Source organism: Amycolatopsis sp. NPDC104587, assembly GCF_055583645.1.
Genome location: NZ_JBVJNO010000018.1, coordinates 1 through 20,632 on the forward strand (window position 1 = coordinate 1; position 20,632 = coordinate 20,632).

Below are 20,632 nucleotides of genomic sequence, written 5' to 3' on the forward strand. Positions count from 1 at the left end.
GCGTTCGCCCGGGCGGTCGACCGACTGGCCGCGGTGCACGTCCCGGCCGCGCGCCGCCGGGCGCTGCACTACCCCCCCCCCCCCCCCCCCCCCCTCCCCCCCCCCCCCCCCACCCCCACCCCCCCCTCCTTCCCCTCCCCCCCCCCCCCCCCCCCCCCCCCCCCCCCCCCCCCCCCCCCTCCTTCTTTCCCCCCCCCCCCCCCCCCCCCCCCCCCCCACCTCAGCCTCGGGTCCACTTCTGGGCCGCGCTCTGGTTGCAGTCGTAGATCTGCAGCTGGGTCCCGTCCGTCGTGGTGCTGCCCGGGTCGTCCAGGCACCGCCCCGACTGCGGGTTCACCAGCGCGCCGGCCGTGCCCGGCTGCCACGTCTGGGCGCCAGAGCCGTTGCACTGCCACAGCTGGACCTTCGTGCCGTTCGCCGTCCCGCTGTTGCTGACGTCCAGGCAGCCGCCCTGGGCCTGCAGGGTTCCGTCGGGGCCGGAGAACCACTTCTGCGCTCCGGTGCTGTTGCACGTGTAGAGCTGCACGTGCGTCCCGTTCGCCGTGCCGCTGGTGGCCACGTCCGCGCACTTGCCCGCGACCCCCGAGGTCAACGGACCCAGGTGCGGCAACGTCCCGTCGTAGGACGGCGGCGGGTTCGACGCCGCCCACCCCGTGTTCGCCGCAGTGCCGAGGACGAACGACAACGTCCCGCCCGAGGTGAGGGCCGACGTCGGCGCGTACGCGTTGTTCCACGCCGAGCCGTTCCACGACGCGCTCTGGACGTACGGGGCGTTGTCGGCCGCCGCCGGGGCGTTCAGCGTCAGCGTGTTGCCGCTCGGGAGCGTCACCACCGCCTGCGTGAACAGCGGGCTGCCCAGCGCCAGATCCGCCGTTCCCGGCGTCATCGGGTAGAAACCCAGCGCCGAGAACACGTACCACGCGCTCATCGCGCCGAGGTCGTCGTTGCCCGCCAGCCCACCCGGCGCGTCGGTCCAGATCTGGTCCTGCACCTGCCGCACGACCTTCTGCGTCTTGTACGGCTGCCCGACGTAGTCGTACTCCCACGGCAGCTCCAGGCTCGGCTCGTTGCCGAGGTCGGCCTGCGACCCGCCGGCGCCGTGGAACCCCGCGAGCACACTGTCGAGGTAGCTGACCAGTGACGCGTTACCGCCGCGCGCCGCGGCCAAGCCGGCCACGTTGAACGGCACCATGCCGGTGTACTGCCACGACGTGCCTTCGACGAAGTTCGAGCCGCTCGCCGGGTTGAAACCGCCGGTCCAGCCGCCGCCCGCGTCGCGCGGCTGCATGAAACCGCTCGCCGGGTTGAACGTGTTCTTCCAGTTCTGCGCGCGGCCGGCGTAGAACTGCTGGTTCGCCGTGTCCCCCAGCGCCCCGGCGAACGCCGAGAGCGCGAAGTCCGCCGTGTTGTACTCCAGCTGCGTCGAGACCGGGCCGTAGAAGTTGCAGCACTGGTAAGTGCCGTTCGCCGGCAGGTACCCCGGCGCGTTCAGCGCGTTCAGCCCCGGCCGGACGTTGTTCAGCACGCTCGCTTCCTTCAGCATGGCCTGCAAGGCCGCCGACGTGTCGAAGTTCCGCGCCCCGAAGGCGTAGTAGCTCGCCAAGATCGCGGTTCCGGGGTCGCCGACCATCACGTACGTCTCGCCGTTGTTCTGCGACCACTTGGGCAGCCCGCCGCCCTGCGCGTAGTCGGCGATCATCGACTGCGCGATGTCACCCGTCTGCGCGGGGGCCACCAACGCCGACAGCTGCGCCTGCGTGCGGTAGATGTCCCAGCCGGAGAAGTTGGCGTAGTGCGCCGAGTGTCCACTCGCGACGGTGTGCACCTGGTTGTCGAACCCGATGTACTGGCCGTTGCGGTCGGAGAAGACGTTGGGGTGCAACAGCGAGTGGTACAGCGCGGTGTAGAACACCCGCTGCTGCGCCGCCGTGCCGCCCGCGACCTGGATCCGGCCGAGCAGGGAGTTCCAGCTGTCGTGCGCGGCCTGCTTGGTCGCGGCGAAGTCGAACGCCGGGATGTCCGCGGCCCGGTTCGCGACGGCGTTGGACACCGAGACGTAGGAGATGCCGACCTTGGCCTGCACGGTCCGGTTGGTGGTCGTGTCGAACCGGACGTAGGCGCTGCCCGGTCCCGCGGCTGGTGCCGCCGCCGAAGCCGCCTCCCCGTGCAGTTTTCCGGGTGACGCCTGGGGGGTCACGGCCGCCGCGGCCGCGGTGCCACTGGAGCTGAACGGCCGGTCGAACACGACGTCGAAGTAGAGCGTGTAGGTGAAGCCCGCGCCGCAGAAATGCCCGGAGGTCACCGAACCGGACACTTCGGTCGGACTGACCACCGTCCACGTCTGGTTCGTCGTGCCGTTCTGGCTGCCGTTGAGCTTGAACTGCAGGTTCGCCTGGGACGTCGAGGGGAAGGTGAACCGGCCGATCCCGGACCGCAGCGCGGCGGTCAGCTCGGTGTTCACGCCGTTGCCGAGGTTCACCGAGTACGCGCCCGGACTCGCGGATTCGTTGGTATGGCCGAAGGGCACGGTCGCGCCGGTGTTCACCGCGCCGACCGTCGGCAGGATCGGGACGTCGCCGTCGGCGCCGCAGCCCGGACCGGACAGGTGGGTCAGGCTGAACCCGGTGATGGCGGAATCCTTGTACTCGTAGCCGCCTCCGTCGGGGCGGCTGGGCGTGTCGGGGCTCCACTGGAGCATGCCGAACGGGACGTCCGCGCCGGGGAAGTCGTCGGCGGCGTTGGAGGTGCCGATGAACGGGTTCACCAGCGACGCCGGGTCGGTGACCAGCGGCGCCGCGGACGCGGGTACGGGGATCAGCCCGGCCAGGGCCAGGGCGGTGGCGGCGGAAAGCCGCAGGAGGTTGCGCAAGACCATGTCACTTGTCCTTCGCCGTTGAGCACAAGTTCAGCCGATGCGAATCGGAACGGTCCTCGTGGCCTGACACCGTTGTCAACGGTCCGTGGTGAACCTGTCGCGTTCCGGACACGACCGGGTGAAGCCGATGAGTTTTCCCGGCCCCGCCGTCAGTACTGAAGTCCGCGAACCGCCCCAAAGGAGACATCATGGCGAAACTGCTCTACGGCTTCAGCTGCTCGGTCGACGGCTTCGTCGCCGGCCCCGGCGGCGACATGTCCTGGCTGACCCCGTACCTGGGCCCGGACCCGCTGGTCGACGAGCTGGTCCCGGAGATCGGCGCGCTGCTCGTCGGCCGCCGGACCTACGGCGGGGACGACCCGCACCGCGGCACCGAAGGCGAAGGCAAGGCGTTCGGCGGCGGCTGGGAGGGGCCGCAGTTCGTGCTCACCCACCGTCCCGCCGCCCCGGCGCCCGGCGTCACGTTCGTCGACAACCTGGTCGACGCGGTCGCCGCGGCCAAAGACGCAGCCGGCCCGAAGTACGTCAACGTCCTCGGCGCCGACATCGCCCGGCAGTGCCTCGAAGCCGGGGTCCTCGACGAAATTCTCGCGATGCCCGTCCCGGTGCTGCTCGGTGACGGGGTTCGGATGTTCGACCGGCCTGGCGGGAAACCGGTCGGGCTCGAAGAGCTGCGGCCGCACTGGTACCGCGTGCGCTAAGGCCGCATCCCGAACGACGGGCGGCCCACCAGCTTCGGCAGGACCGCGTAGGCGTCCGGTACCCAGTCGCACAGGCGGGCGCGGGTTTCGCGCGGGTCGATCACGTCCTCGACCGAGAACCGCTCCGCCGTGCGGAATGGCGAGCGCACCGCGTCCAGGCGGGCGCGGATCTCCTCGATCCGCGCCTCCCGGTCGTCGGCCGCGTCGAGTTCGGCCCGGTACGCCGCTTCGATGCCGCCTTCGACCGGCAGCGAGCCCCAGTCACCCGAGGGCCACGCCCAGCGGCGGACCAGCCGGTGCCGGTTGACCTGGCCCGCGCCGCCGACGCCGAACACGCGCCGGACGATCACCTCGGCCATCGGCACCCGCGCCTGGTACACGGCGGTGACCGCGCGGGCGCCGTGCCGGATCGCGCCGGCGCGCTCGGCCGCGGCGCCGATCACCATGCCCGCCTGGTCGGTCAGCGACACCAGCGGCAGGTGGAACGTCTCGCACAGGTCGACCAGGCGGGTCATGACGTCCGCCCCTTCGGGTGTCAGCGTCGCGCCGCGGTACGGGTCGGTGGCGAGCACCCCGACCGGGTGGCCGTTCAGCCGTGCGAGTCCGGCGTAGGCCGAGCCGCCCGACACCGCGTAGTCGAACACCGAACCTTCGTCGAAGACGCCGTCGAGCAGCGGCCGCAGCCGGTAGGGGTGCCGCCGGTTGCGCGGCACCAGCGAAAGCAGTGTCTCTTCGCGCCGGTCGACCGGGTCCGAAGTGGACCCGACCGGCGGCAGCGAGTCCACAGAGGACGGCAGATACGACAGGAACTGCTTCAGGAACGTGAAAGCCTCGGCCTCCGAAGCCACGATACGGTCGACCGCGCCGCTGCGGCGGTGGACGTCCGCGCCGCCGAGCTCCTCCTTGGTGAGGTCCTCCCCCGTCGCGTGCTTCACCACCGGCGGCCCGGCGACGAACAGCTGCCCGACGTCTTCGACCAGGACGTTGAGGTGCGCCATCACCGCCCGCGCGGCGCCGAGCCCGGCGACCGGGCCGAGGCACAGCGCCACCACCGGCACCGTGGAGAGGTTGTCCACCACCAGGTCCCAGCCCGGGTTGACCGGGACGTAGGTGAACCCGTGCTGCTCCAGCATCTTGACACTGCCGCCGCCCCCGGTGCCCTCGATGAGGCGCACCATCGGCAGGCCGAGCTCGTTCGCGAGCCGTTCGGCGTAGACCTGCTTCTCCATGATCGCGGCGTCGGCGGCGCCACCGCGCACGGTGAAGTCGTCCCCGCCGATCGCCACGCGCCGCCCGTCGAGCTTCGCGGTCCCGACCACGAAGTTGGCCGGGGTGAACGACTCCAGTGAGCCGTCCACATAGGACGCCGTGCCGGCGAGCGCGCCGATCTCGTCGAAGCTGCCGGGGTCGGCGAGCGCCTCGATCCGCTCGCGGACCGTCGAGCGCCCGGCGGCGTGCTGGCGGGCGACCTTGTCCGGGCCGCCCATGCGTTCGGCCAGCGCCCGCCGCCGGGCGATCTCGTCGACCTCCGGCTGCCAGGTCATTCCGCCTCGAACGCCGCTTCGACCTTGCGCTGCAGCTTGTTCATCCCGCCGAGCCAGCGGTCGGTGTCGGTCGCCCGCGCCGCGTAGTACCCCGCGACCTCGGGGTGCGGCAGCACCAGGAACCGCTTCTCCTCGATGGCCGTGAACAGCGCGTCCGCGACCTGCTCCGGTTCGATCGCCGACGCGCCCATCAGCAGCTGGCCCGCGGCGCCGGTGCTCTCCAGCATCGCGGTCCGCACGCCCTGCGGGCAGATGGCCTGGACGGTGATCCCGCGGTGCTTGTAGGTGGCGGCCAGGTATTCGGCGAAGGCGAGCGCGCCGTGCTTGGTCACCGAGTACGGCGCCGAGCCGAGGCTGGTCAGCAGGCCGGCGGCGGAGACCGTGGCGATGAAGTGGCCCTTACCGCGCTCGAGCCACGCGGGCAGCAGCAGGGTGGCCGCGCGGACGTGGGCCATGACGTTGACGTCCCAGGTGCGTGCCCAGACCTCTTCCGGGCTTTCCGCGCCGCCGAAGGGCGCGATCCCGGCGTTCGCGCAGAAGACGTCGATCTCGCCGAGGGTCTCGCGGGCGCTCTCGACCAGCTTCGCGACGCCGTCGACGCTCGCGACGTCACCGACGAACGCCGTCCCGCCGACCTCCTTCGCGACTTCCGAGGCCTTGTCGCCGTCGAGATCGGCGACGAGCACCTTCGCGCCGTCCGCGGCGAAGCGGCGGGCCAGCGCGGCGCCGATGCCCCCGCCGCCCCCGGTGACGACCACGCCGGTCACAGGCCACCACCCAGGGTCACGCCGCCGTCGAGCACCATCGTCTGGCCGGTGATCCAGCCGGCGTCGTCGGACAGCAGGAAGGCGACCGCGCCGGCGATGTCGGAGGGCAGGCCGAGCCGCTTCATCGGGTACGCGGAGGCGACCTCCTCCTCGCGGCCTTCGTAGAGCGCGGTGGCGAACTTCGTCTTGACGACGGCGGGCGCGACGGCGTTGACGCGGATCTTCGGCCCCAGCTCGGCGCCGAGCTCGACGGTCAGCCGAATCAGGGCGGCCTTGCTGACGCCGTAGAGCCCGATCCCGGGCGAAGCGCCGAGGCCGGCGACGGAGGCGACGTTGACGACGGCACCGCCGTGCTCCCCCATCCACGCGTCGCGGGCGCGCTTGGTCCAGCCGAGCGGCGCGAGCACGTTCACGCCGAGGATCTTGGCCGCGGCGCCGGGGTCGATGTCCAGCGTGGGCCCGTAGACCGGGTTGATGCCGGTGTTGTTGACCAGGTAGTCGAGCCGGCCGAAGGTCTCGACCGTCTTCGCGACGGCCTCGTCCTGGTGGTCGGTGTCGTCGGCCTTGCCGGGCACGAACATGGCGACGTCCGGGCCGCCGAGGGAGTTGACGGCCTCTTCGAGGGCCTCGGGCTTGCGCGCGGTGATGCACACCTTCGCCCCGCGCTCGACCAGCGTCTTCGCGATCCCGAGCCCGATGCCCCGGCTCGCCCCGGTGACGATCGCGACGCGATCCTTGAACGAGTTCACGACAGTGTGTCTCCTTCGCTGTGGTGCGCGGCACATACCAAGCAGTCGCTTACCGGGCCCATTATGCGCGATGAGGCCATCCTCTCAAGGCCGACCTCCGTCACACCGGATCACCACCCTGCGTGCTCACTTGTGACGCTGGGTGGTTGCTGGTGCGATGGTGCCTGTCAGTCGCCGGACGAGGTGCACCGGTGCCCAAGCCCGGTCGGCCCTGCTGAACAGGCCCCTGGCGTCGGAGAAGCGGCTCACTCCGTGGTTCGCGCTGCCGCGCGGGTCAGGGCCACCGCCGCGACAATGGTCCACACCATACAAAGGACCCGGCCCACCGGTAAAAGCACGCTGGCGTAGTAGAAGAACAGGGAAACCAGGGACAGGACTGCCAGCCCACCCGCCACACAGCCGAACGTCCGAGCCGGCTTCCGCAGCCACGCCGTGGCCAGCGCGGCGAGGAGAACAACGGCTCCCAGCGTGACGACGTTGACCACGCCACCGGCGTAAAAACTCGCCATCCGGAGACCCACGACCGTCTGCGGCGCCGCCGCAGGAGCCGCGATCACCACGGCACAGGTGAGCACGGACGACACGAGCATGGCCCCCACGGAAACCATTCCCACGACATTCAGCCGCCGAGCGGCGGCAGGATCGCCGGCCGTCCCGCTCACCGTGCGGGCGAACACCGCGAACCCGAGGACCGAGATCACCTGCAAGCCGGCAGCCACCCAAGCCGCAGCCGGATTGGCGGTGTAGTACGCGACGACGTCGGCCGTGGGCGCGTCGGGCAACGGCAACGTGCGATCGCTGAGCAGCCCGTCGACAAGCTCACGGAGAGAAACGCGGCCAAGAAGACGATCCACCCCACGACGGCCCGGCGTGGCATGACCCGGCCGGGTACGGCGGTGGGTCCGGCGGAAGGCGGTGTACGGTCGGCGGGCCGCCGTAGGCGTATCGTCCCGACGATGGCACGAGTGCTCGTTGTCGGTCTCGACCCCGCGAAGCTCGAAGGCTGGGACCCGGCACCGGTCCTGGCTGCGATAGCGCGCGGTCAGGATCGCTTCGACGATCACCGCATCGAGGCCGACTACTGCCTCGTGTCGCTCGGTGAGCGCCCCGAGCAAACCATTGCGGAGGCGTTGACCGGCAACAGTTACGACTGTGTCGTGATCGGCGGCGGCCTCCGCACGCACGAGCCGTTGCTCGAGCTGTTCGAGCGGGTGGTCAACCTGGTCCGGCAGCACGCCCCTGCCGCGGCCATCGCGTTCGACAGCAACCCCGAGGACTGCGTCGACGCGGCCTTGCGCTGGTTGCGCTGACCGGAGATATTGCCTTGCCGCGCCATTAGGGCGGTGTCTACGTTCCGGTCATGCCTTCGCGACTCCTGGCAGTGACGTTCGAGGCGAACAACCCGGCTGAACCGGCCCGCTTCTGGGCCGACCTCCTCGGCCGAGAGATCGTCGAGGAGCCCGGCGGTGTACTGCTGCCGGGCAAGGACACCCAGCTCGGCCTCCGGTTCGTACCCGGCCGCGACGGCCGCCTCGGCGCGAACCGGATGCACCTGCACCTCACCAGCGCCGACCTCGACGACCAGCGGCACACAGTGGACACGGCCCTGAGACTCGGCGGCCGTCATGTCGATGTCGGACAGCAACCCGAGGAGACACACGTCGTCCTGGCCGACCCGGCGGGCTACGAGTTCTGCGTGATCGAACCCGGCAACGGCTACCTCGCCGGGTGCGGCCCGCTGGGTGAGCTCACCTGTGCCGGCTCCCGGCAGGCCGGCTCGTTCTGGAGCCGGGCGCTGGACTGGCCCCTGGTGTGGGACCAGGGCGCGCAGACCGCGATCCAGTCGCCGAGCGGCGGCACGAAAATCGCCTGGGACACCTGGGATGGCACACCCGAGGCGCCCCGGCAGCGCCTCGAGCTGCTCCCGGACGGCGACCAGAGGCACGCGGTCGACGCGCTGATCTCCCTCGGCGCCGCTCAGCTCGCCGCGCGCGACGACGGCACCGTCGTGCTGGCGGATCCGGATGGCACCGAGTTCTGCGTGTGGCCATCGCCGAAGGCGTTGCGGCGCACCAAAAACGCCACCTGAATCACGAGTGCCCGAGGTCGGCGTCACTCAGCGCCTGGACGACGCCGGCTCGTCGTTCGGGCGATTCCCGCACCGCTCGGCTCATCTCCACGTGCAAGAACACCGTGTCGTCCGCCGCTGCCAGTTTGCCCTGGACGTTCTTCGTCCCTTCGAGCGCTCCGCAGCGCTCTTCCCAGGCCCGGCACACCGCGAACCCGTTCGCCTCCAGACGCGTTGCCGTGCGGCGAACCGCGTCACCCGCTGCCGAAGCCCCCGAGGACAGCACGATGTCCTTCGACGGCAGGTTTTCGTCGTGGAAGCCGTGCAGCTGGACCTGCGTGAGCTTGCGCGCGGCCAGCACCGAAGCCACGACGTGGAAGACCGAGTCCTCTTCGTGCGCGACGTCGGCCTTGCTGTCGTCGGCTTTCCGGTGCGCGCCGGCCACCATCAGCACCGCGCCGGGGGTCCGGCGGAACAAGTCGACGCCGAACAGCTCCGTCCGCAGGTCGAACGCCGGGTGCGGCACCTCCACCGCCAGCGACGGCGGCGCCGACCGGTCGATGACGTACAAACCCCACGCGCGCTCGGTGCCGGGCTCGTTGACCACGATCGTGTAAGGCCGTCCGGTCGCCGGGTCGACGTCGTCGTGCACCGAAAAACCGAGCTTCCCGAGATCCGCGGTCCCCCGGCGGTCCAGGACCGCCGCGAACCCCGCGGACGCGGTCCGACGTTCGTCGGATTTCGGTGAGCGGTACCCCTGGTCGGCCGACAACTTGGCCGTGAAGCCGGTCACCAGGGAGTCCAGGGGCTCCGGACCGGCTTCCGGGGCGGACGTCGGAGGAGCGTCGTCACCGAGGGTCAGCACCAAGGTCAGCGCCAACGCCAGAGCGACGGCCACGCCGGCCACGCTGAGCAACATCCGCGGTCGGGTGATCACAACCCGGAGTGTACCGATATCACCCGATAGTTAGCCTTAGCCGTCGTTTGTCCCCCGATGGGGCTAGCTGTAACGTCACCGACGACGTCATTGATACCGTCATGTAACCCGAACGGGTGGGGTTCTTTGCTAGCGGCCGCGGTGGCCGGTGGTCCATCGGGACATGTGACTGGAAGGGCCTGGGGAGACCCTCTTGAAACAGCACGAAGAGCGAACGGCGCGGTTGCGCGCGCAGATTCCGGAGGCGGGCTTCCCCCGCGGCGCCGGTGTCGCCTCGGCGACCGCGTTGGTCCTGCTGTTGGTCATCGCCGCCTTCACCGCCCTGTACCTGTCCACCGCGGGCCCGCTGTCCCTGATCCGCGCGAACGACGCCGCCGGCCGCGTCCCCGACGAGGTGACCGCCGGCCAGCAGCGCACGACCGCCGGTCTGGCCCAAAGCGTCGCGACCTCGGCGACCGCCGCCGCGGGCGACCTCCAGGTCGCGGCCGGCTCCGGGGTGTTCGACGTCGCCGACGACACCGCCCTGCTCGCCCGGCTGGGCGAGACCTACGAAGACTGGCGCGGGATCGCCGTCTACGACCCGGCCGCGCAGAAGGTCCTGGCCACCCGCGGTGAGCCGGTGCCGGTCGAGACGCTGCGCGGGATCGCCGTCGCGAACCTCACAGTCCGCCCGGTCGCCCGTCCCGGTGACACCCCGCTCGTGCTGACCGCCCTCCCGCTCTCCGGCGCACGCGCCGGCAAGCTCCTCGTCGTATCGACGGCGCTGCGCACCACCGCCGGCGACCTCGACAAGGACACCCAGCAGCAGGTCCGCCTGGTCACCGCGGACGGCGCCGTGCTGCACACGCACGGCTCCGACGTCGCCGCGACCGACACGCCCGCGCAGCAGCTGCTCGCCCAGGCCGCCACCGCGGCCGCCGCCGGGCAGTCCGGCGTGCTCACCGGCTCGGCGGTCACGGAGAAGGGCAAGCAGCGCGCCCCGGTCGTCTCCTACGCCCCGGTGTCCCCCACCAGCATCGGCGGCAGCCTCGGCCTGTCGGTCGTGGCGTTCAGCCGCTTCCCGGTCGAGGCCGTGCCGGCCCGCTGGCCCGGCCTGATCCCCGCCGCCGCCCTGCTCGTGCTGGCCGCCGCGGGCTTCTTCCTGCTGCGGCGCACGGTCGTCGCGCCGATCCGCAGGCTGCGCGCCGACGCCCTCGCCGTCGCCGCCGGTGTGCTGGGCAAGCCGGTCCGGCAGTCACGGATCCGAGAGGTCAACCGGGTCACCGCCGCCCTCGAGCGGTCGCGTTCGAAGCTGCGGCGCCGCAAGCCCGCACCCGGAGTACGCGCCTTGCTCTCCGCGCAGCTCGTCATCGCGGCGGTCGCGCTGACCCTGCTCGGCTGGTCGGGGGTGGTCGCCGCGACGCTCGGACGGCAGCACGCCGAGGTCTCCCCGACCATGCTCAGCGAGCACGGGGTCCGCGTCACGCGCTCCGCCGACACGCTGCGCCGAAGCCTCACCGAAGGCCTCAGCGACCTGAAGTCGGTCGCCCAGCTGGGCAAGGGCAAGGAACCCGACCAGCTGCGGGGCATGCTGGACCGGCTCGCCGGAACCGAAAGCCGGTTCCGCAGCATCTACGTCGCCGACGCCCAGGGCGCGGTCCGGCTGCTGGCCGGGCGCGACTCCCTGCGTGAACCCGGCAAGCTGCCCGACGGCGAAGGCCTGCGCCAGCACAACACCAGCGGCCGCGTCCCGGTCGTCTACGCCTTCACACCCTTGCCGGACTCGAAGAACGTCCTGGTCGGCGAGTACGACGTGCCGCGCATGGCCGAGCTGCTCGGCGCGGCGGGCGGCCGCGTCCGCGTGGTCGACGAGGGCAAGCGCACGATCGCCGACACCCAGGGGTACCTCGCGTTCTCCTCGCTCACCGACGCGACGCTGATCAAGAACGTCGACGCGGCGCAGTCGGGCAAAGACGCCCGCGAGACCACGCCGGCGGCGCTCGTCGCGGCCCAGCGCCTGGCCGACAAGGGCACCGCAGCGTCGCTGAAGTGGGTCGTCGTCGCCGAGCAGCCGATCGGCTCGCTCGGGGTCGCGGACAACACCGTGCGGTCGGGCGCGCGGGTCGCCGCGCTGCTCACCGCCGTCGTCGCGGTGATGCTGTTCGCCTGGCACTTCCTGGTGGTCGTCCGGCCGCTGCGGCGGGTCGGCGAGGAGGCGCGGCGGATCGCGGCCGGCGACACCGGCGCCGTCGTCTACCCCCAGCGCCAGGATGAGATCGGCACCATCGCCTCCTGCGTCGAGATCTGCCGCCAGGCCCTGCTCGACGGCCGCGACCGCCTCGGCGAGGTCCGGCGCCCGACCGGCGCGGCGACCGACGAGACCGAACTGCTCCAGAAGATCGTCGACGAGCCCGAACCCCGGGTCGAACGCAAGCCCCCGGCCGCGCAACGGAAACCGGCGGGCCGGCCGCGGCCGCAGACCCCGCCGCGGATGCCGGCCCGGACCCCCGAAGAGAAGGCCAAGAGCGACTACCTGAGCTGGCTGGACGGGGCCGGGGTCTGACGTGACGTTCCTCTACGTCGTGCTGGTCCTGGCGTCGGCGACGATGCTGGTCGCCGGCATCACCGAACAGCGCCAGCACTACCGGCACCTGCACAGCATCCCCACCCGGGTGCTGGTCAACGGCATCCGCGGCAAGTCTTCGATCACGCGCCTCTGCGCGGGCGCCCTGCGCGGCGGCGGGCTCGTCACCACCGCCAAGACCACCGGCACCGCGGCCCGCTTCATCCACCCCGACGGCAGCGAGGAACCCGTCTACCGCAAGTTCGGCATCGCCAACGTCGTCGAGCAGATCGGGATCGTCCGCCGCGCCGCCGCCTACCGGCCCGACGCGCTCGTCATCGAGTGCATGGCCGTGATGCCGGACCTGCAGGAGATCAACCAGAGCAAGCTGATCCGCTCGACCATCGGCGTCCTGTGCAACGTCCGTGAGGACCACCTCGCCGAGATGGGCCCGACGCTCGACGACGTCGCGCGGTCGCTGTCGCGGTCGATGCCGGTCGGCGGGATCTGCCTCACGGCCGAGCGGGACCGGCTGCACATCCTCCAGGAGGAGGCCGACAAGCGGGACTGCGAGCTGATCGCGGTCGACCCCGAAACGGTCACCGACGAAGAGATGCGCGGCTTCGGCTGGATCACGTTCAAGGAGAACGTCGCGATCGCGCTGGCCGTCGCGGACCTGCTGAACGTCAACCGGCAGCTGGCGCTGGAAGGCATGTGGGCCGCGCCGCCGGACCCGGGGGTGCTGCAGGTCCACCAGTACCGCGCCGGCCGCCGTCACCTGCGCTTCGCCAACGTCTTCGCGGCGAACGACCCCGAATCGACGTTGCTGAACATCGACCAGCTCCGCGCGCAAGGCGCGATCTCCGACCCGCTGCACGTCATCATCAACTGCCGGCCCGACCGCGTCGAGCGCAACGGCCAGATGGGCGCGCTGATCCCCCGCATCGCGCCGGAACGCGTGGTGCTCATCGGCGACCCGACGCGCAGCGCCCGTGCCGCCATCCCGAGCGAGTGGCACGACCGCGTCGTCGACCTCGGCGGCTCGCGGTCCCCGCGTGAGCTGCTGCGCGGGATCGTCGGCGGGGTCGAGCGGCACGCGTCGCTGATCGCCATCGGCAACATCCACGGCCAGGGGGAACTGCTCATCGAGGAACTCGCGAAACTGGAACCGGTCGCCTGATGCTCACCACGTCCCTGGCCCCCGAGGTCGCCACCGTCGGGCTCGCCATCGGCCTGCTGCTGTCGCTGGTCTGCTACCTGACCACGAACCTGTCCCCCGGCGGCATGATCACGCCCGGCTGGATCGCGCTGACCATGGTCGAGGACTACCGCCGCGCGGCGATCATCGCGGCGATGACCGCGCTGACCTTCGGCGGCACGAAGCTGTTGCAGCGCATGGTGATCCTGTACGGCAAGCGGCTGTTCGCCGCGGTCGTGCTGCTGGGCGTCGTGCTGCAGACGACGTTGCTGCTCGTCCTGCAGGCCGACTTCCCGCTGCTGTTCGTGCACCAGACGCTCGGGTTCGTCGTGCCCGGCCTGGTCGCCTACCAGCTCGTCCGGCAGAAGCCGGTGGCCACGATGCTCGCCACCGGCGGCGTCAGCCTGGCCAGCTACGCGGTCCTGATCAGCGGGGTGCTGATCGGGCTGGTCCCGACCGTATGAGTAGCGGAGGTGACTGAGGAGATGGCACTGCGCAGGGCGATCCGCATCGGCGTGCTGGCCGCGGTCATCGGCGTGTCCGGCGCGGCCGCGCTGTACTTCGCACAAGACCGGGAACAGGAGATCACGGCGATCTCGGCGTCGGCCGCCCCGTCCGGCGCGGCGGTCACCGGCGGGTACACCTACGAGCGGCTGGACGGCCCGGCCCGGACCGTGGTCCGCGACGCGGCGGGCGCGCAGCTGGCGTCCTTCACCGACGGCTCCCGCACGGTCATGATCACCGGGCGCTCGCGAACCTTCACCGAGCCGAAGTTCACCAAGGTCAGCATCACCTCGACGGCGTGGATCCGGCTCGCGCCCGAAGTGTGGCAGGCGGGTGCGGAGAAGCAGCAGTGGTTCACCGACTGGCTGCCCAAGGCCGTCGGCGACACCGACCCGGACATCCTCGCGATCGCCCTGCAGTACACCGACGGCGCGGCCGACCAGATCGCCAAGAAGCTGCGGATCGGCGGGGACGCCAACTTCGGCCCGGACAGCGCCGAGGGCCGGCTGGAGAAGTCGGACTTCTACGACTACCTGGGCATCGGCTGGGACTTCCCGGGCGGCGTCCACGAGGCCGCGGAGCCGGCGCGGGCGCGGTCGCTGGACTGTTCCGGTTTCGTGCGGATGGTGTACGGCTACCGGTCGGGCTACCCGCTGCTCGGGACGAACACGAAGGGCCCGGGCCTGCCGCGCCGGGCGTGGGCGCTCTCGGAGCTCGGGCCGGGCACCGAAGTCGTCCACGACGAGAAGAAGCAGGCCACGGACTTCAGCACGCTCCAGCCGGGCGACGTGCTGTTCTTCAACCTCGAGCCGCAGCTCGGCTCGCAGGTCTCCCACACCGGCATCTACCTGGGCATCGACAGCGACGGTCACCACCGCGTGCTGTCCAGCCGGAAGGTCGCCAACGGCCCGACCTTCGGCGACGCGGGCGGCGTGTCGCTGATCGACGGGTCCGGCACCTACGCCAAGGCGTTCCGCGCGGCCAAACGCATCTGACGCGTCGCGCCGCGGCTGGTTCGCCGTCGAACGGGAGTTCCAGTACCGTCCGCTGAGCGGGAGGTACCGATGACGAACGAGGAACCGGCGCCGGCCCGGCTGGGGCGGCGGGTCTGGGCGTTGTTCACCCCCTACCGGGCGGCGCTGGTCGCGACGGTGCTGGCGGTGCTGGTGTCCAGCGGGCTCGGGATCCTGACCCCGTTCCTGACCCAGGCCACGTTCGACCGCGCCCTGTTCCCCACCGACGGCAGCGGCGTGCACGTGCGGCTGCTGGTCTTACTGGTCGCCGGCATGATCGCGATCCCCCTCGTGAGTGCGCTGATCGGCGTGTTCCAGACCTGGCAGACCACGCTGCTGGGCAACCGCGTCATGGCCGATCTCCGCACCCGGCTCTTCGCTCACCTCCAGCGCATGGACCTGGCGTTCTTCACCGCGACCCGCACCGGGGCGATCCAGTCGCGGCTGGCCAACGACGTCGGCGGGGTGCAGACCGTGCTGTCGGAGACGGCCACCTCGATCCTGGGCAACGTCGTCACCGTCGTCGCCGCGCTGGTGGCGATGGTGCTGCTGTCGTGGGAGCTGACGATCGTCGCGGTCGCGCTGGTGCCGCTGTTCGTGCTGCTGCAGGTGCGGGTCGGCCGGGTCCGCCGCCGGCTGGCCGGGCGCACCCAGGAGTCGCTGTCGGACATGACCGCGATCACCGAGGAGTCGCTGTCGGTGTCCGGGGTGCTGCTGGCCAAGGTGTTCAACCGGCAGGCCGACGAAGTCACCCGCTACACCGCCGAAAACGCCCGGCAGGTCGACCTGCAGGTGCGCCAGGCGATGACCGGCCAGTCGTTCTTCGCGGTGGTGCAGACGTTCCTGGGCATCACGCCGGCCCTGGTCTACCTCGTGGCCGGGCTGCTCATCGCCAACGCGAGCGGCGCCGCGGTCACCGCCGGCACGATCGTCGCGTTCACCACCCTGCAGACCCGGCTGCTGTTCCCGACCGTCAACCTGCTGCGGGTGGCGCTCGACGTCCAGACCTCGCTGGCGCTGTTCGGGCGGATCTTCGCCTACCTCGACCTGAACCCGCGCATCGTCGACGCGCCGGACGCCCGCACCCTGGACGACCCGACGGGACGAGTCGAGTTCGACCAGGTCTGGTTCGCCTACCCGGCTTCCGACGAAACCACCGACACCACCGAAACCGCCGACACCGAGACCCGCCGCTGGGCGTTGCAGGACGTCTCGGCCGTCGTCGAACCCGGGCAGCTCGTCGCCGTCGTCGGACCGAGCGGCTCGGGCAAGACCACAATGTCCTACCTGGTCCCGCGCCTGTACGACACCACCCGCGGCCGGGTCCTGCTCGACGGGCAGGACGTGCGTGAGCTCACCCAGACCTCGGTCGCCGACGCGATCGGAATGGTCACCCAGGACACCTACCTGCTGCACGCGACCGTCGCGGCCAACCTCCGTTACGCCAAACCCGAGGCCACGGACGCCGAACTCGAGGAGGCGGCCCGCGCTGCCAACATCCACGACCGGATCATGAGCTTCGCCGACGGGTACGAAACCCTCGTCGGCGAGCGCGGCTACCGCCTCTCCGGCGGGGAGAAACAGCGGCTGGCGATCGCCCGTGTCCTGCTCAAGGACCCGCGCATCCTCATCCTCGACGAGGCGACCAGCGCCCTCGACACCACCAGCGAGCGGCTCGTCCAGCAGGCGCTCGAGGCGGCCACCCACCGCCGCACGACCATCGCGATCGCCCACCGGCTCTCGACGATCCTGGGCGCCGACCTGATCCTCGCCGTCGCGGACGGCCGGATCGTCGAACGCGGCACCCACGCGGAGCTCCTCGCCCAGGACGGCCTGTACGCGCAGCTCTACACCGAGCAGTTCGCCGGCGGCAAGATCGAAGTCCGCTGCGCCGACGGTGTCCGCTTCCGCGACGGCAGCACCCTGCACCGCTCCCCCGCCGCCTGACCAAGCTCCCCCCGGCTGTGCCTCGAACGTTCCGTGAAGAGGCGGCCCGGACCTCGCTGCTGAAAGTCGTTCGCCTTTTTCCGGCAGGACAGCCGAAGCAGGGACCGGTCCATGGAAGAGTTGCTCGAACGGGTGGCCGGTGGCGACCGGTCCGCCTTCGAGCTGCTGTACCGCGAGTTCTTCGGGCTCGTCTTCCACACCGTCTTCGCGGTGGTGCAGGACCACGCACAGTCCGAAGAGGTCACTCAGGAGACGTTCCTCGAGCTCTGGGCGACGGCCGCCCGCTTCGACGGAACGCACGGCACGGGCGCCCGGTGGGTCACGATGATCGCGCGGCGCCGGGCGGTCGACCGGGTCCGGTCGGCCCAGGCCGCACGCGAGCGCGACACCCTGATCGCGCGGCAGGCGCTGATCCCGACCGAACCCGACCCCGGCGAGCACGTCCTGGACGGGGTCGAAGCCGGCCGGATCCGGGAGGCGCTGGCTCAGCTGCCGCCGGAGCAGCGGGCTCTGCTGACCCAGGCCTACGTCGACCAGGTGACCTACCGCGAAATCGCCGCCACACTGGGAGTTTCGGTCAACACGGTGAAGTCGCGCGTCCGGCTCGCCGCGGCCAAGCTCCGAGGCCTGATCACGCGCTAGGCCAGGATGCCCGCGACGTTCGCCCGGTCCGCTCCGAGGCTGACGTACACGCCCGCCCACGCCCGGTCGGCGTCCGACGGCGCGGCGCGGTCGCAATAGGCCTTGCGGCCGTTGGCGGTGTAATACCGAAGCAAGGGAAGGGTTTCGTCCGTCCGGACCCGCGTCGGATCGCGGTAGCGGGCGCCCGGCGCGGCCGGCTGGTGCTTCATGCAGCCGACCGCCTGGTTGCCCTCGTTGTCGAACACCGGCCCGGGATCCGGCGGGGCGGCCGAGCAGGAGACGACCAGGAGACAGCAGGCCAGGGCGAGGGTCGTGCGCATCGTCATCCGTTTCCCGTCGCGGCGCGGACGGCCAGGCCGAGCCCGACCACCAGCACCAGTGTCGCGGTCAGCACCGGCATCCAGCCCGACAGCCGGGCCGCCCGGGCCCGCAGGCGATCCATGCGGCGCATCGTTTCCAGGCGGTCGCGCAGCCGGACCAGGAGCAGGCCGACGGCGGTCAACGTCGCGGCCATGCCGAAGCCGTACCCGAGAACCAGCAGGACACCGAACCAGGTGCGGCCGAGCGCAACCGCGCCGAGCAGGACGACGAGGGCCGACGGGCTCGGGACCAGCCCACCGGCGACGCCCATCCCGATCAGCCCGCCACGCCCGAAGCCGTGTCCATGCCCGTGACCGTGGCCGTGCCCGTGGCCATGACCGTGGCCGTGCCCGTGGTGGTGCCCATGCCCGTGTCCGTGGGCTTCCGCCACGGCTCCGGCGGCAACCAGCACCGGCTCCTCAGCCACCCGCTTCGCGCGGTTGCGCACCGCGGACACCAGCAGCCAGACGCCGATGCCCGTCACCAGCAGTCCACTTGCGACACCGAGCCAGCTCAGCACGCTCTCTCCCGCGAGCGCGCTCGACCCGCTGATGAGCAACCCCAGCACCAGCACCCCGGCCGTGTGGGTCACCGTCACCGTCGCACCGACCACCAGCGCGTCGCGGGTGGATCCCCGCTTGCCCGCGAGGTAGGCGGCGATCAACGTCTTGCCGTGCCCGGGCAGCGCGGCGTGCGACGCGCCCAGCACCAGCGACAGCAGCACGGCCAGCAGCCCGACGGCCGGGGTCAGGTCGTCGGCGCCGACGAGGTCGGTGAACGTCCGGGTGACCGTGCCGACCACCGCGTCCAGCGGGCCGAGGTGCGGGGCGGCGTCGGCCGCGGAACCACCGCCGATGCCGGGTTCGAGGCGCAGGGTGGCCTCGCGGACGTTCAGCGGGTTGGCCAGCAGGTCGTCGGGGTAGGCACGCAGCTCGTTGCTGACGCTCGCGGTCGGCAGTCCGTCGGCCGGGAGCCGGACGCCGTCGCCGACGGCGGTCATCTCGCGCCAGCCGATCCGGTCGGTGCGGAAGTCGTCGCGGATCACCAGCGTCGCGGCCCGGTCCAGCCGGGCGGACGCCGACATCGCGCAGGTGAGCCTGCTCGTCGGGAGCCCCGCCTGCCCCGGCGGGAACTCGAGGGTGCTGGACCGCAGCGTCAAAGCCAGGTTCCCGCCGTCGACCGTGACGGGTGTGGCCGACAGCAGGGCCGCGCAGTCAGCGGCCGCGCGAGTACCAGCCTCGGCGGCACTGACGATTCCGTCGTGGTCGGTGTCGATGGACGGCTTGTCCTGCACGGTCGGGATCTCCGCACTGTCCACAACGGACAGCAGGTCGACCCCGCCGGGACGCAGGGTCAGGCCGTCGTAGTGGTTGACCGTGAAGTTCCCGAGCGGGTGGGCCTCCGCGGCGGGCGCGGCGAGCAACCCGAGCGCCAGCAGTCCGAACAGGACGGCCACGAGCCGTTTCATCGCGCCGCCTTGAGCTTTTCGAGCGCCTGCCGCGCGTCGGGCGCGCCGACCGGGGAAAAGTACGGGTTGGTGTCGAGCGCCCCCGACAGTGCCGCGACGGCGTCGGCCTTGCGGCCCAGGCCCGCGAGGGTCAAACCACGGTGGTAGGCGACGGCGGCGGTGCGTCCGCCGAGGGCGCCGGCGCGGTCGAGGTAGGGCAGCGCTTCGGCGTCACGGCCGTTGAGGTGCAGGGCCCAGCCGAGCGCGTCGGCGACGAGCACGTTCTGCCGACGTCCCCATTCCGCCTGCGCGTGGGTCAGCGCCCCGGCGTTGTCCCCGCGGCTCGCGGCGACAGCGGACGCGGTCAGGTCGTCGGTGACACCTGCCGCGGCGAAGAGCCGTTGCTGGCTGTCGAGCACCGCGTACTGCTGCTCGGCCTCGGGTTTGCGCCCGGCCGCGACGAGCAGGTCGGTGTACTCCTGCAGGTACTGCGGCAACGGCACCCGGGCGACGATGTCGCGGTAGCTCGTGAGTGCCTCGTCGACCCGGCCGCGCGCCGCAGCGACCTTGGCTTTGCCTTCCAGCAGCGAGACGTTCTGCGCATCGACCACCAGCCCCTGGTCGTACTCGCTCGCGGCGTCGTCCAGTTTGCCGGAGTTGAAGGCGAGCTCGCCGAGGTAGTAGCGGCAGAACGCGACGTCGCTCGGGCTGGTGGCGTCGGCGACCGCGCGCTGCAGGGCGGCGCGGGCGTCGTCGATCCGGCCGTGCAGCTCCAGGTCGTAGGAAGCGCGGGTGAAGGAGGAGACACCGGGTTTGTGGTCGAGCATCCGCTGGATCGTGTCGGTGGCCGCGTCGGCTTCGCCGAGCTGAGTCAGGGCGTCGGCAAGCACGCCGTAGGACTCGGCGGTGTCGGGCAAGACCGCTTCCGCGCGTTCGCCCCAGGTCTTCGCGGCGGCGAAGTCGTGCCGGGCGTTGGCGAGCGCACCCATCCCGATCAGCGCGGCGCCGTTCCCATCGGGCTGCTGCCGCAGGGACTTCTCGAGCGCGCCCTGGGCCTTCGGGTAGTACGCGGGGTCAGCGGTGATCCGGGCCTGTTCGACGTAGGCCGTGCCGAGCTGGGCCCAGGTGAGCGGGTCTTGCGGCGCCCGGCGGAGCTTGTCCTGGGCGACGCTGATGCTGTGGGTGAGCGTGTCCTGGGCGACCGGGACCGGCGCGGGGCCCGTGGCGGGCGCGGACTGCCCGGCCGAGACGCTGGCGACGAGCGTCACCGCACCGGCGACCAGGACGACGACCGCCAGGATCCGGCGTGGGCGGGTGGAGCGTTCGGACATGCGGAGA

Annotated in this window: 18 protein-coding genes; 9 read left to right on the forward strand and 9 right to left on the reverse strand. The window is 71.6% G+C overall.

Going from position 1 to position 20,632, the window contains the following annotated elements; all coding sequences use genetic code 11:
• Window positions 1-220: 220 nt before the first annotated feature.
• Window positions 221-2,875 (reverse strand): lectin, encoded by a 2,655-nt coding sequence (locus ACZ61C_RS40830; RefSeq protein WP_465313306.1) that lies wholly within the window; start codon window positions 2,873-2,875, stop codon window positions 221-223.
• A gap of 188 nt (window positions 2,876-3,063) precedes the next feature.
• On the opposite strand from ACZ61C_RS40830, the gene ACZ61C_RS40835 reads away from it, so the two are divergent.
• A complete protein-coding gene (locus tag ACZ61C_RS40835) occupies window positions 3,064-3,576 on the forward strand; it encodes a dihydrofolate reductase family protein (RefSeq protein ID WP_465313307.1) in 513 nt (170 codons plus the stop codon).
• Here ACZ61C_RS40835 and ACZ61C_RS40840 read toward each other — a convergent pair.
• The 4 genes from ACZ61C_RS40840 to ACZ61C_RS40855 form a co-directional block, all read right to left on the reverse strand.
• A complete protein-coding gene (locus tag ACZ61C_RS40840; protein WP_465313308.1) occupies window positions 3,573-5,120 on the reverse strand; it encodes an acyl-CoA carboxylase subunit beta in 1,548 nt (515 codons plus the stop codon). The two genes, ACZ61C_RS40835 and ACZ61C_RS40840, sit on opposite strands and share 4 nt — an antisense overlap.
• Window positions 5,117-5,887: an SDR family oxidoreductase gene (locus ACZ61C_RS40845; protein WP_465313309.1), complete on the reverse strand. Its 771-nt coding sequence runs from the start codon at window positions 5,885-5,887 to the stop codon at window positions 5,117-5,119. The genes ACZ61C_RS40840 and ACZ61C_RS40845 overlap by 4 nt, the downstream gene beginning before the upstream one ends.
• Window positions 5,884-6,636 carry an SDR family oxidoreductase gene (locus ACZ61C_RS40850; protein WP_465313310.1) on the reverse strand — a complete coding sequence of 251 codons (753 nt, stop codon included), beginning with the start codon at window positions 6,634-6,636 and terminating at the stop codon, window positions 5,884-5,886. The genes ACZ61C_RS40845 and ACZ61C_RS40850 overlap by 4 nt, the downstream gene beginning before the upstream one ends.
• Window positions 6,637-6,881: 245 nt before the next feature.
• A complete protein-coding gene (locus tag ACZ61C_RS40855; RefSeq protein WP_465313311.1) occupies window positions 6,882-7,490 on the reverse strand; it encodes a hypothetical protein in 609 nt (202 codons plus the stop codon).
• A gap of 102 nt (window positions 7,491-7,592) precedes the next feature.
• Here ACZ61C_RS40855 and ACZ61C_RS40860 point away from each other — a divergent pair, with 102 nt between their 5' ends.
• The gene (locus tag ACZ61C_RS40860) at window positions 7,593-7,946 is read left to right on the forward strand and encodes a hypothetical protein (protein WP_465313312.1); all 354 of its coding nucleotides are present in this window, start codon (window positions 7,593-7,595) and stop codon (window positions 7,944-7,946) included.
• A gap of 50 nt (window positions 7,947-7,996) precedes the next feature.
• Window positions 7,997-8,725: a VOC family protein gene (locus ACZ61C_RS40865; protein WP_465313313.1), complete on the forward strand. Its 729-nt coding sequence runs from the start codon at window positions 7,997-7,999 to the stop codon at window positions 8,723-8,725.
• Between the two features lies 1 nt (window position 8,726).
• On the opposite strand, the gene ACZ61C_RS40870 is transcribed toward ACZ61C_RS40865, so the two are convergent.
• Complete coding sequence (locus tag ACZ61C_RS40870) at window positions 8,727-9,641, reverse strand: hypothetical protein (RefSeq protein WP_465313314.1); 915 nt, start codon at window positions 9,639-9,641, stop codon at window positions 8,727-8,729.
• Window positions 9,642-9,834: 193 nt separating this feature from the next.
• Here ACZ61C_RS40870 and ACZ61C_RS40875 point away from each other — a divergent pair, with 193 nt between their 5' ends.
• The 6 genes from ACZ61C_RS40875 to ACZ61C_RS40900 all read left to right on the forward strand — a co-directional run bounded on the left by ACZ61C_RS40875 (window position 9,835) and on the right by ACZ61C_RS40900 (window position 17,487).
• Entirely contained in the window at window positions 9,835-12,183 is a 2,349-nt protein-coding gene (locus tag ACZ61C_RS40875) for a HAMP domain-containing protein (RefSeq protein ID WP_465313315.1), read from the forward strand.
• Between the two features lies 1 nt (window position 12,184).
• Window positions 12,185-13,363 (forward strand): poly-gamma-glutamate synthase PgsB, encoded by a 1,179-nt coding sequence (pgsB, locus tag ACZ61C_RS40880; RefSeq protein ID WP_465313316.1) that lies wholly within the window; start codon window positions 12,185-12,187, stop codon window positions 13,361-13,363.
• Window positions 13,363-13,845, forward strand: coding sequence for a poly-gamma-glutamate biosynthesis protein PgsC/CapC (locus ACZ61C_RS40885; protein WP_465313317.1), 483 nt, complete (start codon window positions 13,363-13,365; stop codon window positions 13,843-13,845). Before pgsB ends, ACZ61C_RS40885 begins: the two co-directional genes overlap by 1 nt.
• A 21-nt stretch (window positions 13,846-13,866) precedes the next feature.
• Window positions 13,867-14,880 (forward strand): NlpC/P60 family protein, encoded by a 1,014-nt coding sequence (locus tag ACZ61C_RS40890; protein WP_465313318.1) that lies wholly within the window; start codon window positions 13,867-13,869, stop codon window positions 14,878-14,880.
• 69 nt (window positions 14,881-14,949) lie between these two features.
• Entirely contained in the window at window positions 14,950-16,845 is a 1,896-nt protein-coding gene (locus ACZ61C_RS40895; protein ID WP_465313319.1) for an ABC transporter ATP-binding protein, read from the forward strand.
• A gap of 111 nt (window positions 16,846-16,956) precedes the next feature.
• On the forward strand, window positions 16,957-17,487 hold the full coding sequence (locus tag ACZ61C_RS40900; RefSeq protein ID WP_465313320.1) for a sigma-70 family RNA polymerase sigma factor: 531 nt from the start codon (window positions 16,957-16,959) through the stop codon (window positions 17,485-17,487).
• Here ACZ61C_RS40900 and ACZ61C_RS40905 read toward each other — a convergent pair.
• The 3 genes from ACZ61C_RS40905 to ACZ61C_RS40915 are packed head-to-tail and all read right to left on the reverse strand — an operon-like array spanning window position 17,484 to window position 20,625.
• Complete coding sequence (locus ACZ61C_RS40905) at window positions 17,484-17,807, reverse strand: hypothetical protein (RefSeq protein WP_465313321.1); 324 nt, start codon at window positions 17,805-17,807, stop codon at window positions 17,484-17,486. The two genes, ACZ61C_RS40900 and ACZ61C_RS40905, sit on opposite strands and share 4 nt — an antisense overlap.
• 2 nt (window positions 17,808-17,809) lie before the next feature.
• Window positions 17,810-19,315: a nickel/cobalt transporter gene (locus tag ACZ61C_RS40910; RefSeq protein WP_465313322.1), complete on the reverse strand. Its 1,506-nt coding sequence runs from the start codon at window positions 19,313-19,315 to the stop codon at window positions 17,810-17,812.
• Window positions 19,312-20,625: a tetratricopeptide repeat protein gene (locus ACZ61C_RS40915; RefSeq protein WP_465313323.1), complete on the reverse strand. Its 1,314-nt coding sequence runs from the start codon at window positions 20,623-20,625 to the stop codon at window positions 19,312-19,314. The genes ACZ61C_RS40910 and ACZ61C_RS40915 overlap by 4 nt, the downstream gene beginning before the upstream one ends.
• Between the last annotated feature and the right edge of the window lie 7 nt (window positions 20,626-20,632).